Below are 13715 nucleotides of genomic sequence, written 5' to 3'. Positions count from 1 at the left end.
CGGGGCCGTACAGAGCACGGGAAGGGACCCAGGAAGGGAACGGACGGGAGCGACGCATGGCACTGGCTGAGGCCCCCGGCTCCTACGGCCGTGCGGGCGGCTTCCCCGAGCGCCTGCGGCTGCTGTCGCTCGGCGCGCTCCCGCCGCCCGCCCTCATCCTGCTGGGCATCCTGTCGCTGCAGATCGGCGCGGGCATGGCCAAGCACATGTTCGACCGGATGCCGCCGAGCGCGATGGTGCTCATGCGGCTGCTCACCTCGGCGATCGTGCTCGGCTTCCTGGCCCGCGGGGCGCTCCGCGGCGTGCTGCGCGACCACTCCCGCACGAGCCTGGCCGTCGCCGCCTGCTTCGGCCTGTCGCTGGCGCTGATGAACTTCTCGATCTACCAGTCGTTCTCCCGGATCCCGCTGGGCATGGCGGTCACGATCGAGTTCCTGGGGCCGCTGCTGGTGGCGATCGTGGCCTCCCGCCGTCCCCGCGACCTGGTCTGGGCGGCGCTGGCCGGCGGGGGCGTGGTGATGCTGGCGCGCGGCGGCGGCGAGGCCGACCTGGTCGGCATCGGCTTCGCGCTGCTGGCCGGGGCCTGCTGGGCCGCCTACATCCTGCTCAGCGCCGCCACCGGGCGGCGGTTCGCCGGGTCGTCCGGGCTGGCGCTGGCCAGCGTCGTCGGCACGTTCGCGATCCTGCCGCTGGGCGTCGCCGAGGGCGGCTCCGCCCTGCTCGACCCGCGGCTGCTGGCGCTCGGCATCGGCGTGGGGCTGCTGTCGTCGGTGATCCCCTACTCCCTGGAGCTGGAGGCGCTGCGCCGGATGCCCCCGCGCGTGTTCGGGATCCTGATGAGCCTGGAACCGGCGGTGGCCGCGCTGGTCGGCGTGGTGGTGCTGGGCGAGATCCTCACCGGGCGGCAGTGGGTGGCGATCGCCTGCGTGATCGTCGCCTGTGCCGGGGCCACCCTGGGCCCGGCGAAACCGCCGCCCGCCGCCGAGCCCTGACGCCCGCGGGCCGGCGCCGTCCCCGGGCGGGCCCGGGCGGCCTGGGAGCCCGGGCGCGGTGGCGGGAGGCTCGGCGGAGGTGAAAGGATCCGTGCAAGGATCATCGCAGGACGCGTGTCGGCGAGGAGTTCGAGAGGGGTCACCGTGACCGGCTGGGCAGAGGATCAGGGACTGCCGCCCGAGTACTTCGAGGCGGGCGCTCCGTCGTTCGTCGACTTCCTGCGGGTCCATTCGCCCGAGTCGCTCCCGGTCAACCGGGTCCCGCGGGACGGCGGCGCCGGGCTCGAACTGCCCCACGGCACCACCGTCCTGGCGCTGACGTTCCCCGGCGGCGTGATGATGGCCGGCGACCGCCGCGCCACCCGCGGCCACCAGATCGCCTACCGCGAACTGGAGAAGGTGCAGCGCGCCGACGAGTACTCGGTCGTCGCCTTCGCCGGCACGGTCGGCCTCGCGCTGGAGATGGTCCGGCTCTTCCAGGTCGAGCTGGAGCACTACGAGAAGATGGAGACCGTGCCGCTGTCGCTGCCGGGCAAGGCCCGCCGCCTCGGCGCCGTCATCCAGGCCAACCTCGCCCAGGCGCTGCAGGGCCTGGCGGTCGTCCCGCTGTTCGCCGGGTACGACCCCGACACCGGCGAGGGCAGGATCTTCACCTACGACATCACCGGCTCGCCGCAGCCCGCCCGCGACTTCCACGCCGAGGGCTCGGGCTCGCCGTACGCCGCCGGCTCCCTCAAGAAGCTCTACCGGCCCGACCTGTCGGTCGAGGACGCGGCCGAGGTGTGCGTGCAGGCGCTCTACGACGCCGCCGACGACGACACCGCCACCGGCCTGCCCGACCGCACCCGGCGCATCTACCCGGTGGTGTCGGTCGTCACCGCCGACGGCTACCGCAGGCTGCCCGAGGAGCAGGTCGCGGAGATCGTCGACCGGGTCGTGGAGGCCCGCCACGAGCGTCCCGACGGGCCGGTCGCGCCGCTCCGCTGACTGTCGTACCCCCGCCCTAGACTCGCGGTATGGCACGGGCGAACGAAGAGGCCGCGGCACTCATCCAGGAGCTGGCGGACCTGCTGTCGATCACGGGCGGCGACGCCTTCAAGATCAGGGCGTACGAGAAGGCGGCGCGGGCGATCGCCGGGCACCCCGACGACATCGCCGGCATGGACCTGGCCGGGCTGCGCACCATCCCGACGGTCGGCGAGGCGATCGCCAAGAAGGTGCTCGACTACACCACCACCGGCACCATCCGGCAGGTGGAGGAGCTGCGCGCCCAGATCCCCGCGGGCGTCCGCGCCCTGACCGCGATCCCCACCCTCGGCCCCAAGAAGGCGCTGGCGGTGTACGAGGAGCTCGGCATCGCCTCGGTGGGCGAGCTGGCCGACGCGATCCGCGCGGGGCGGCTGCGCGGCCTCAAGGGCTTCGGCGCCAAGACCGAGGAGAACATCCTGCACGGCATCGAGCTGATGCAGCAGTCGGGCGAGCGGGTCCTGATCGACGTGGCCACCGATCTGGCCGAGGAGATCACGGCCGCCCTGTCCGCGGTCACCGGCTGCCTGCGCTGCACGTACGCGGGCTCGCTGCGGCGGATGCGGGAGACGATCGGCGACATCGACGTCCTGGTCGCCGCCACCGAGCCCGGCCCGATCATGAAGGCGTTCACCGAGCTGCCGATCGTGGCCGAGGTCATCGCGAGCGGCGAGAAGAAGACCTCCGTCCGCACCGCCAAGGGCCTCCAGGTCGACCTGCGGGTCGTCCCGCCGGAGTCGTGGGGCGCCGCACTGCAGTACTTCACCGGCTCCCAGGCCCACAACATCCGCACCCGGGAGATCGCCGTCCGCGCCGGTCTCAAGCTCTCCGAGTACGGCCTGTTCGACGCCGAGTCCGGGGAGCTGATCGTCTCCGAGACGGAGGAGGAGGTCTACGCCCGGCTCGGCCTGCCCTGGATCCCGCCCGTCCTGCGGGAGGACCGCGGCGAGATCGAGGCCGCGCTCAAGGGCGCGCTGCCGCGCCTGGTCACCGTCGAGGACCTCCGGGGCGACCTGCACTCCCACACCGACCTCACCGACGGCGTCGCCACGCTGGAGGAGATGGTGGAGGCGGCCGCCGCCCGCGGCCTGGAGTACTACGCGATCACCGACCACGCGCCCAACCTGTTCATGCAGCGGATGACCGACGAGAAGATGCTCGCCCAGCGCGACCAGGTCCGCGCGCTGCAGAAGCGCCATCCCGATCTCACCCTGCTGCACGGCACCGAGCTCAACATCGACCCCGACGGCGGCGTCGACTGGGACGCCGGCTTCCTGGCCGGTTTCGACATCTGCGTGGCGTCGATCCACTCCCACTTCACCCAGGACCAGGCCGCGATGACCCGCCGCCTGGTCCGCGCCTGCGAGAACCCGCACGTCCATGTGATCGGCCACCCCACCGCCCGCTCGATCGGCAGGCGCCGCCCGGTCGACGCCGACTGGGACGAGGTCTTCAAGACCGCCGCCCGCACCGGCACCGCCCTGGAGATCGACTCCTTCCCCGACCGGCTCGACCTGCCGGAGGACCTGATCCGCCGCGCGCTCCACCACGGCGTGAAGTTCGCCGTCGACACCGACGCCCACTCCCTGGGCCACCACCGCAACATCCGCTACGGCATCGGCACCGCCCAGCGCGGCTGGCTGACCCCTGACGACGTCATCAACACCTGGCCGCTGAAGGACCTCCGCGCCTTCCTCAACAAGCCCGCCTGACCGCCGAAGCCCCGCCTACCACCCCTGACACCGCGGAATCGCGCTGCGTCCGCCGGGCCGTCCCGAGGTCGCCAGGAGGCCCGGCGACGGCCGCCGATGTCCGAGCGGCTGACGGTCGGCGGACCGTCCCGCGAACACCACCCCGCGGGGGCGTGTCCTGGACACCCGGCCGAGATCTCGCGAGGGCGGCCACCAGGATCGCGCTGGAGGCCAGGCCGACCTGGTCCGCGGCGAACGCCTGGCAGGGCCTGCCAGGACGTGGCCGCGCCGCGATCTGACCCCCGTCCGCGTCCCGGCGCTCAACCTCCCGGACCCACGACCCTCGACGGCGTGAGCACGATCAGGGGGTTCCGCCGGGTTGCAGGGTGGTCAGGGCGGCCAGGACTTCCGAGGCGGCCGCCGGGGGAAGGTCGCCGAAGGTGAGGCCGGCCGTCTCGGCGAAGGTGTGGTCGGTGAGCCGGACGGCCTCGATCACCTGCTCGGGTACGAGGTCGCCGCCGTCGAAGTGCAGGCCCGGGTTCAGGTCCACGACGACGTGGCGGGCGCCGGGCAGGACGCGGGAGACGCCGCCGGGGGTTCCGCGGTCCCAGCCGCGGTGCGACAGCGCCAGGACCCGTGTCGTCCGCACCTTGAGGCCCTCGAAGCGGGCGAGGCGGGCCGAGGCCCGTTCCTCCGCGCTGAGGGCGTAGGTGGGCCGTTCGAGCTGCGGGAACGGCTGCAGGATCTCGTAGTCGCCCAGGAGCGTGCGCCAGGCGGCCAGGTCGTCGCCCAGGTCAAGGGGGTGCGCGATCCGCACGGTCGCGGTGCCGGGAAGGGTGAACGGCTCGTCGCGGACGTCGGCGAACGTGCGGTCCTCGGCGACGCGGAAGGCGTCTCCGGCCAGCCAGACCAGGCGGCGGGCGATGTGCCAGACCAGCGGATGGTCGACGAACAGCGCCCGGAACTCGCCGGCCGTCCAGCCGCGGCCGGCGACCATGGCCGCCTCCAGCCGCCGGACCTGCTCGGCGGACGCCTCGCGCGCCACCTTCCGCATCGAGGAGAAGCGCCGGTGGGCGGCCGGGGCCAGATCGGGATCGTCGCCGGCGGCGGGCTTGGGCAGGGTCGTGCGGCGGCGGCCGTCCCCGTCGACGGCGAAGGGCTGCAGCGCCTCGTCGAAGCCGACGGTGAAGCGGCGCGGGCCGTAGTCGAGGGTCATGCTGCCGTCGGGGTCGAGCCCGAAGTCGGGGACGAAGCGGTCGGCGAGCCGTTCCGGGGTCAGCCCGCGCGCCGCCGCGATCTCCTCGATCTTGTCCTTGGCGCGGGCCCGCAGGCCCGTGGACCGCACGTGCCCGGCGAGGGCGTGCAGGTGCATGAGGGCCAGGTCGGTGCCGATCGCGGCGAAGACGTCCAGCTCGGTCACGGCCCGCCTGTGGTGGGCGTCGCCGGGCCAGGCGCGGACGGCGGCGGCCAGCGCGCGCACCGTGCCGTCGTCGCCGAGCACGCCGAGCTGCTCCAGGGCCCAGCCGTCCTTGGCGGGCGCGCCGTGCCGCTCCCAGCGTTCGAACAGGGCCCACCCGAACTCGGCCAGGGACCTCCGGTCGCACAGCTCCCGGACCACGTCCAGGCCCGCGTACGCCTCACCCGGCCGCGACATCGCCAGCATCGTGATCACGTGCCCCGCGGCGGTCGCCGGGAGGGCGCGCCCGCGCCCTCGCAGCAGGATCTGGGGGAGCGCGCCCGCGTCGGCCCAGTCGCCCACGGCGGGCGCGCGGGCCGGGAGGATGTCCAGGGGGTCGGCCGCCAGTAGCGCCTCGATCGCGCCGGCCGCCTCGGGGCCGAGGTCGCGCGCGGCCGCCGCGATCTCCTCGGCGCCGTGCCGGGCGGCCAGCAGCCGCAACGCCCCCTCGGCCTGCTTCCGGGCCTTCCCCGCCTTGCCCAGCGCGGCCGGGAACAGCATCCGCGCGGCGCCGGCGCCGTGCCTGCCGAACCAGGTGATCGCGGCGTGCCGCGCCGTCTTCCGCTGCGCGAGCCACTCGGCCATCAACGTCGCGACCTCGGCGTTCAGGTACGGCAGGAGCACGCGGGCGCAGGTGCCGGGATTGCTCCGGACGGCGGTCATCAGCAGCGGGAGCGCGTCGAACCCGTACCGGCCCACGACCGATTTCATCCACGAGACGTCGTCGGCGTTCCAGAAGAAGTGGGGGTCGTGCCTTTCGGCGAGCATCGGCCGGACGATCTCCGGCGGCCCCTGCGCGACCAGGACGTCCCACCGGACGCGGCCGGCCCGGTAGGCCGCCGCCACCGCCGACCAGTCGCCGCCGGCCGGGTAGGGCCGGGCACCGCTCGGGAGGGCGAGGACCGACCACGCCTCCCGCTCCCCCTCGGCCCAGGTCATCCGCTGCTCGGCGGGCGGGGCCAGGCCGGTGACGACGACCGCCTTCGGCGCCTTGCGCCTGCGGGTCCACGGCGGCTCGACCAGCAGCCGGGGCAGGTCGCCCGTGTTCGCCTCGGGGAGGCGGACGTCGGCCGCGACGGCCTTCTCCACGGTCGCGCGGGCGTCGTCCGGGAGCGCGGGCAGGACGGCGGCGGCCACCTCGGGATGGGCCCGCACGTGCTCGGCGAGCGGCTCGGTGACACCGGCCTCGGCCAGCCGCCGCAGCGCCCGCGCCGGGTACCGCGCCATCGCCGCGATCAGCACGGGCCGGACGTACTTCTCGTCGATGCGCTCCACCAGCGCCCGGAACGCCTCGTCGGCCGGGATCAGGCCGAGCACCTCGAGCAGGCGCCTGCGCTCGGCCGCGTCGACGTGCCCCTCGTCCAGCGTCCGCGCGAACAGCGGAACGGCGTCGGCCGCGGCGGCGTCCGCCAGCGTCACCAGCAGGCTCATCGGGCAGTCGTCGCGGAAGAGCAGCCCGTCCTTCGCCAGCTGCCGAGGCGTGCTGTAGGCGTGCCGCAGCAGCCACCACCTGGGGCTCTCCCTGCCGTACGGTTCGTGGCACTCGTCCAGCCAGTCCTGCCGGGTGGGGATCAGGTACGAGGCGACGGCCTTCTGCGCCTGGGTCCCGCGGTGCGCGGCCAGCCGCTCGACGGCGTCCCGGTGGTCATCGTCGGCGGCCTCGGCCAGCAGGGTGCGCATGCGGCGGCCGGTCTCCCACCCCAGCCGGACGTCCTCGCCGGGCAGGATCCGCACCCTGGACGGCGGGAATCCGGCCCACGCGGTCGTGACCGTGCTGAGCTCGACCAGCGCGCAGGCCGCGAACGCCACCCCGTGCTCGGCGACCCACGCGTCGGCGAAGGCGCTCTGCGCCGCGTCGTCGGGGTACAGCCGGACCCCCTCGCCCCGGGCGGGGTCGGCCGTCGGCCGCGTCCACGCGGCCAGGGTGACGGCGGCGGCGCCCGCGGGGCTCGTCTCACCGGCCAGGTGCGCCCGCGCGCGCTCCACCCGTTCCGCGTCCCCGGCCAGCCGGTCCGGGACGGAGCCGGGGCCCGGGAACGCCTCGTCCACCAGCGCCCTGATCCACACCGCCGCGGACGCGTCGACCTCGACCGGGGCGCCCGCCGAACCGCCCCGCCGGGGATGCAGGTACGGCCGCAGCTCGGCGGGGAGCTCCAGGACGTCCTCGCCGCGCGCCGGGGCGTGTCGATCGCTCATGGGCGCACACCGTAGCCGCGCCGTCCGACAACCCGCCGGAACGCCGGGTCAGGCAGGCTGCGGCTGGCGCTCGGACGGCGCCGAGGCGTCCGGGACGGCGACGGGCCCGCGCTCCCGGGTGGCGAGGATCACCCGCAGCGCGGCGATCCACATCAGCGCGGCGCCGACCATGTGCAGGACGACCAGCGGCGCCGGAACGCCGGTGAAGTACTGAACGTAGCCGACCAGCCCCTGCGCCAGCTCGATCGCGAACAGCTCCATGGCCCGGCGCCGCAGCACGGCCGGGGCCTTCACCCGGTACAGGACCACCAGCAGCGTGATCGTGAGGACGACCGTGACCCAGGCGAGGAGGCTGTGGATCCGGGAGACGTCCTCGATGTTGAAGCCGTAGCGGCGCGAGTCGGAGTCGCCCGCGTGCGGCCCGGTGCCGGTGACGACCGTCCCGGCGACCAGGACGACCGCGGTGGCGGCGGCCAGGGCCACGGCCAGCCGCCGCACCGCCGGGCCCACCAGGTGGCGGGGCGGCTCGTCGCCCTCCCCCGCGCGCACCCACAGCGCCACGCAGAAGATCAGCAGCGCGGGCGAGACCAGGAAGTGCAGCGACACCGACGCCGGATGCAGTTCGGTGAGGACCACGATGCCGCCGATCATCGCCTGGGCGATCACGCTGGCGGGCTGGGCCGCGGCCAGCAGCACCAGGTCGCGGCGGCGCGGCCGCATCCGCAGCGCGGCGACGAACACCATCGCGCCCACGGCCAGCACCAGGAAGGTGAGCATCCGGTTGCCGAACTCGATCGCCATGTTGATCGTGGCGTGCTCGGGGTGCGGGGTCGGGACGAGGCTGTCCCCCGTGCACTTGGGCCAGGCCGGGCAGCCCAGGCCGGACTCGGTGACGCGGACGGCACCGCCGGTGCCGATGATGCCCGCGTTGCCGATCACGCCGAGCAGGGCCAGCAGCCGCATCGAGGCGGGCGTGGGGCGCCACACGGCGTCGCGTGCACGGGTCAGGGGATTTCCTACAGCCACGGCATTCATCGTATGGGCGGGGACCGAAAGCTCGGATCCGACCCCCGCCCAGCGCCCCTCACCAGGGAGCGCGCGGAGCCGTCCCGCCGCCGCCCGCGGGCGGCATGAACCCCGAGGGCTGCCGGGGCGCCCAGGGCGGGGCGTTCTGCGGCGGCGTGCGCAGGAACGCCTGGCGGGCCACCGACATCAGGCCGAGGAGGGCGTCACGGCGCGTCTCGAACCACCGCGGGTCGGCCACGCCGCGTTCGGCGCGCTTGTGCAGCAGGGCCAGCTCGGTGGCGGCGAGCTGGTAGTCGGTCATGGCGCGGGCGGCGCCGGGGCCGCCCACGCGCCGCGCCCAGCGGCGGGCGGCGCGGCGGCCGTGCATCCCGCGCAGCATCTGGACGTCGGCGGGCGTCACCAGCCCGGTCGCCGCGTACATGGGCAGGTAGGACTCGATGCGCCGGACGGTGGCCCGCCGCTCCACGAACACCACCGCGATCAGCGCGACGAGGATGAAGAAGTCCAGCACGTACACGACCGCCAGGCCGCCCAGGCCGAAGGAGGTGGCGCCGTTCCACAGGCCGTGCAGCACCATGGCGGCCAGCAGGCCCAGCACGGGCGCGGCGAACCGGCCGCGCCGGTGCGTGGCGGCCCAGGCCACGCCCAGCCCGATCATGGACGTGAACAGCGGGTGGCTGAACGGCGCGATGATCCCCCGGAGGATGAAGATGGCCTGCAGGCCGTCGGTGCCGCTCTCGTCGAACGCCCGCATGTAGTAGGTGACGTTCTCCATCATGGCGAAGCCGAACCCGACCATGGCCGCGTAGATGATGCCGTCGACGAACCCGTCGATCTCGTTGCGGCGGAACCACAGCATCCCGAACAGGACGGCGCCCTTGAGGGTCTCCTCCACCAGCGGGGCGCCGAACGTGGCGCTGACGAAGTGGGCCTTGTCCTCGCCGAAGACGGGGACGGTGACGTACAGCATGCCGAGGGTGTTGAACACCAGCGCGCCCAGCACGGCCACGCCCGCGCCCCACATGAACGAGAACAGCAGCATCCGCGGCGGCTCGGGCTCCAGCCGGTCGAGGGCGAGCACCAGGGCGATCAGCAGCGGGATCGGCAGGATGGCCAGGACCAGCCCCGCCCAGAATCCCGCCCCGCCGTACACGGCGTCGACGCCCAGCGCCAGCAGCGCGCACACCGACGAGACCGACAGCCCGATGATCAGAGCGATGGGCGGGCGCCCGGGCACCCGCCCCTCGAGCACCGCCTTCGGATCCACACGCGCCATTCCGTGAGCGTAACCGCCGTTTCCCGCTCACGCCACGCGAGGTCGCCCCCGCCCTTCACAGCGGCCTAAGCCACCCCGAGCGCGATGCCGCGCTCGCCAAGGCTCGGTTAGACGCGAGCCGCCAGGCGAGCGTCGTAGGCCGAGACTTAAGTAAACAGAGGATCGAGCGCGACCGCGGTGAAGAGCAGGGCGAGGTAGACGTTGGAGAGGTGGAAGAACCTCATCGGCCGCAGGTGCACGCCCGTCACGCCGGCGCGCGCCGCGCGCAGCAGCCGGTGGCCCTCCAGCAGGAAGACCGCGCCCAGGACCAGGGCCAGCGCCCCGTACACCATGCTCATCCCTGCGACCGGCCACAGCAGCACCGAGCAGGCGACGGTGGCCCAGGTGTAGAGCAGGCTCTCCACGATCACGCGCCGCTCGGTCGCCACGACCGGGAGCATCGGGACCTTGGCGACGGCGTAGTCCTCGCGGTAGCGCATGGCCAGCGTCCAGGTGTGCGGCGGCGTCCACAGGAACACCACGCCGAACAGCACGAACGGGGTCCAGGCCAGGCTCTCGGTGATGGCGGCCCAGCCGATCAGGACCGGCATGCAGCCGGCGATCCCGCCCCACACCACGTTCTGGGAGGTGCGGCGCTTGAGCAGCAGCGAGTAGACGAAGATGTAGAACAGGATCGCGAACAGCGACAGGGACGCGGCCAGGGCGTTGACGGCCAGCCAGAACCCCGCGGTGGACGCGGCCGCCAGCACCACCCCGAACACCAGCGCCTCGGTCGGGGAGACCTCGGCGCGGGCCAGCGGGCGGCGGCGGGTGCGGCGCATCTTGGCGTCGATGTCGCGGTCGATGTAGCAGTTGATCGCGTTGGCGGCGCCGGCCGACAGCGTCCCGAACGCCAGCGTGGCCAGCGCGGTGCCCAGCGGCGGCACGCCCCCGGCGGCCAGGAACATCACCGGCAGCGTCGTGATCAACAGCAGCTCGATGACGCGCGGCTTGGTCAGCGCCACGTAGGCGCGCAGCAGCGCGCCGACCGGGCGGCGGCCGGTCCGGGGAGCGCTCCCGGCCGAGCCCGCGGGGGGCGCGGCCGGCAGCGGGGGCGCGGGCGGGATCTCGTCGTCGAGCTCGACCGCGAGCTTGTTACTGAGCACCGTCACAATCGGGTCCACGTCCAACTAGGCATGAGAAATCGCGTACCACTTCGGCGGTGTGCCCCCGCGCGATCTGGCCGCACCTCGGATCAGGTATTTGTTCGCGGCCACTGTTGTCCAACCGCGGAATCACTGTAGTCCGCCCCCTCCGCAGGTCGAGCACCGGGGCACCTCGACGCGCCGCCGCGCCGCGCGGCAGGGCGCCACGGCGCAGGTCGGCGGGGGCCCGCGGGACCGTTCCGCGGACGGCGGGCCCGCCCGCTCCGCGCGGCCCGGGCCGAGGGCCGCCGCCGGGGTGGCCGGGGTTCCCCCCGGGGTTCACCCGCGCGGGGGGTTAACGGCGAAATCGTCCGGGCAAGGGTCGACAAGGACGCGGGAAGCCCTGCCGCAGGCGATCGACGTCGATGGTGGCGGCCGACTCGTTCGATAGGCTCGGGAAGGGCAAGGCATGATCTTCACCGGGCCGCGCGCAGCGGCCGTGGGCGGGGCGATCGGGGGCCGGACCAGGCGCGGCGCGACGGCTCCGCGGCGAACCGGCCTCCTGGGAGGACACGTCCGGGAAGACACGCCCCGGCGGCCACGTCCGGGTGGAAGGGCCGTGTCGCGCGGCCGTGCGGGGGGCGGGCGCGCGGCGGAACGGCCCGGGCCGGACGTGGGCGGACATCTTTACATTCGGTTCGACGATTTCGGTCGAGATTCGGTTCGAGAGGAGCCTGGCGTTCCGTGAGTGGGGACATCAGCACGTTTGAATGGTCCGATCTGGACCGGCGGGCGGTGGACGCGGTCCGCGCCCTCGCCATGGACGCGGTCGAGGAAGCGGGCTCCGGCCACCCCGGTACGGCGATGAGCCTCGCGCCGGCCGCCTACCTGCTCTTCCAGCGGTTCCTTCGGCACGACCCGACGGACCCGTCCTGGGCGGGCCGCGACCGGTTCGTGCTCTCCTGCGGGCACTCCAGCCTGACGCTGTACATCCAGCTGTACCTGTCGGGCTACCCGATGACGCTGGAGGACCTGAAGGCCCTGCGCAAGTGGGGCAGCCTCACCCCCGGCCACCCCGAGCACGGGCACACCGCGGGCGTGGAGACCACCACCGGCCCGCTGGGCCAGGGCATCGCCAACGCCGTGGGCATGGCGATGGCGGCGCGGCGCGAGCGCGGCCTGTTCGACCCCGACGCGCCCGCCGGCGAGTCCCCCTTCGACCACACCGTCTGGGCGTTCTGCTCCGACGGCGACATCGAGGAGGGCATCAGCCACGAGGCCAGCGCGCTGGCCGCGCACCAGCGGCTGGGCAACCTGGTCATGCTGTACGACGACAACCACATCTCGATCGAGGACGACACGGCGATCGCGCTGTCGGAGGACGTGCGCGCCCGCTACGCCGCCTACGGCTGGGACGTGCACCACGTCGACTGGACCGTCGGCGGCGACTACGAGGAGAACGTCGCGGAGCTGGCCGCCGCGCTGGAGGCGGCCAGGGCCGAGACCGAGCGGCCGTCGTTCATCGCGCTGCGCACCATCATCGGCTGGCCCGCGCCGAACAAGAAGAACACGGGCAAGATCCACGGTGCCGCGCTGGGCGCCGAGGAGATCGCCGCGACCAAGAAGATCCTCGGGCTGGACCCGGCGAAGTCGTTCGACGTCCCCGAGGAGGTGCTCGAGCACGCCCGCGCGGTCGCCGACCGGGGCCGGGAGCTGAACGCCCAGTGGCACAAGCGGTTCCGCGCCTGGCGGGAGGCCAACCCCGAGCGCGCCGCCGAGTTCGAGCGGATCTCCGCGCGCCGGCTGCCGAACGGGTGGGCCAAGGCGCTGCCGGAGTTCGAGGCGGGCAAGGCACTGGCGACCCGCGCCGCGTCCGGGCAGATCCTGGGCGCGCTGGCGCCGGTGCTGCCGGAGTTGTGGGGCGGTTCGGCCGACCTGGCCGAGTCCAACAACACCACGATGAAGGGCGAGCCGTCGTTCATCCCCGAGGAGTTCCAGACCAAGGAGTTCCCCGGGCACCGCTACGGCCGCACGCTGCACTTCGGGGTGCGCGAGCACGCGATGGCCGCGATCTGCAACGGCATCGCGCTGCACGGCGGCACCCGCCCGTACGGCGGCACCTTCCTGGTCTTCAGCGACTACATGCGCCCGGCGGTGCGGCTGGCGGCGCTGATGAAGCTGCCGGTGACGTTCGTGTGGACGCACGACTCGATCGGCCTGGGCGAGGACGGGCCGACGCACCAGCCGGTCGAGCACCTGTGGGCGCTGCGCGCCATCCCCGGCCTGGACGTGGTGCGCCCCGCCGACGCCAACGAGACCGCGGTGGCGTGGCGGACGATCCTGGAGCACACCGACCGGCCCGCCGGGCTGGCGCTGACCCGGCAGAAGCTGCCCACCCTCGACCGCGAGAACGGGCTGGCGCCCGCCGAGGGCACCGCGCGGGGCGGTTACGTGCTGGCCGACGCCTCCAACGGCCGTCCGGACGTGGTCCTGATCGCGACCGGCAGCGAGGTCGAGCTGGCGCTGGAGGCGCGGGACGCGCTGGAGGCCGAGGGCACCCCGGCCCGGGTCGTGTCGATGCCGTGCGTGGAGTGGTTCGAGGCGCAGGACGACGCGTACAAGCAGCAGGTGCTGCCGGCGTCGGTGCGCGCCCGGGTCTCGGTGGAGGCCGGGATCGCGCTGGGCTGGCGGCAGTACGTCGGCGACGCCGGCGAGTCGGTGGGCCTGGAGCACTTCGGCGCCTCGGCCGACTACAAGACGCTGTTCCAGCAGTTCGGGATCACCGCCGAGCGCGTGGTGGCGGCGGCGCACGCCAGCCTCATCAAGGCGGCGGTGCACGGCGCCGGGCGCGGTGAGACCACGGGGAACTGACCGGCCGGCGCCGGCTTCACCAACGGGCCGTCCCCCGGCGACCCGCCGCAACTCGAC

8 protein-coding genes are annotated in these 13715 nt (G+C 74.1%); 4 read left to right on the top strand and 4 right to left on the bottom strand.

From position 1 onward, the window contains the following. Positions 1-56: 56 nt before the first annotated feature. The 3 genes from ACFPZN_RS44750 to polX all read left to right on the top strand — a co-directional run bounded on the left by ACFPZN_RS44750 (position 57) and on the right by polX (position 3730). Positions 57-992: an EamA family transporter gene (locus ACFPZN_RS44750; RefSeq protein WP_378289080.1), complete on the top strand. Its 936-nt coding sequence runs from the start codon at positions 57-59 to the stop codon at positions 990-992. A 144-nt stretch (positions 993-1136) separates the two neighbouring features. After that, a complete protein-coding gene (prcB, locus tag ACFPZN_RS44745) occupies positions 1137-1979 on the top strand; it encodes a proteasome subunit beta (RefSeq protein WP_378289078.1) in 843 nt (280 codons plus the stop codon). 29 nt (positions 1980-2008) lie between these two features. Continuing rightward, positions 2009-3730, top strand: a complete 1722-nt coding sequence (gene polX, locus ACFPZN_RS44740; protein ID WP_378289076.1) for a DNA polymerase/3'-5' exonuclease PolX — start codon at positions 2009-2011, stop codon at positions 3728-3730. Positions 3731-4070: 340 nt separating this feature from the next. On the opposite strand, the gene ACFPZN_RS44735 is transcribed toward polX, so the two are convergent. The 4 genes from ACFPZN_RS44735 to ACFPZN_RS44720 all read right to left on the bottom strand — a co-directional run bounded on the left by ACFPZN_RS44735 (position 4071) and on the right by ACFPZN_RS44720 (position 10751). Then, positions 4071-7361 carry a DUF4132 domain-containing protein gene (locus ACFPZN_RS44735; protein ID WP_378289074.1) on the bottom strand — a complete coding sequence of 1097 codons (3291 nt, stop codon included), beginning with the start codon at positions 7359-7361 and terminating at the stop codon, positions 4071-4073. Positions 7362-7409: 48 nt separating this feature from the next. After that, the gene (locus ACFPZN_RS44730) at positions 7410-8396 is read right to left on the bottom strand and encodes a COX15/CtaA family protein (RefSeq protein WP_378289072.1); all 987 of its coding nucleotides are present in this window, start codon (positions 8394-8396) and stop codon (positions 7410-7412) included. Positions 8397-8445: 49 nt separating this feature from the next. Next, on the bottom strand, positions 8446-9663 hold the full coding sequence (locus ACFPZN_RS44725) for a PrsW family intramembrane metalloprotease (RefSeq protein ID WP_378289070.1): 1218 nt from the start codon (positions 9661-9663) through the stop codon (positions 8446-8448). A gap of 146 nt (positions 9664-9809) precedes the next feature. Next, a complete protein-coding gene (locus tag ACFPZN_RS44720; protein WP_378289129.1) occupies positions 9810-10751 on the bottom strand; it encodes a heme o synthase in 942 nt (313 codons plus the stop codon). Positions 10752-11606: 855 nt separating this feature from the next. On the opposite strand from ACFPZN_RS44720, the gene tkt reads away from it, so the two are divergent. Further along, positions 11607-13658 (top strand): transketolase, encoded by a 2052-nt coding sequence (gene tkt, locus ACFPZN_RS44715; protein WP_378289127.1) that lies wholly within the window; start codon positions 11607-11609, stop codon positions 13656-13658. The last annotated feature ends 57 nt before the right edge of the window (positions 13659-13715 follow it).

It is taken from the genome of Actinomadura rugatobispora (assembly GCF_042656285.1).
GTDB lineage: Bacteria > Actinomycetota > Actinomycetes > Streptosporangiales > Streptosporangiaceae > Spirillospora > Spirillospora rugatobispora.
Note: the sequence above shows the minus strand (reverse complement) of the source record. Positions and strands in the feature narration are given on the sequence as shown.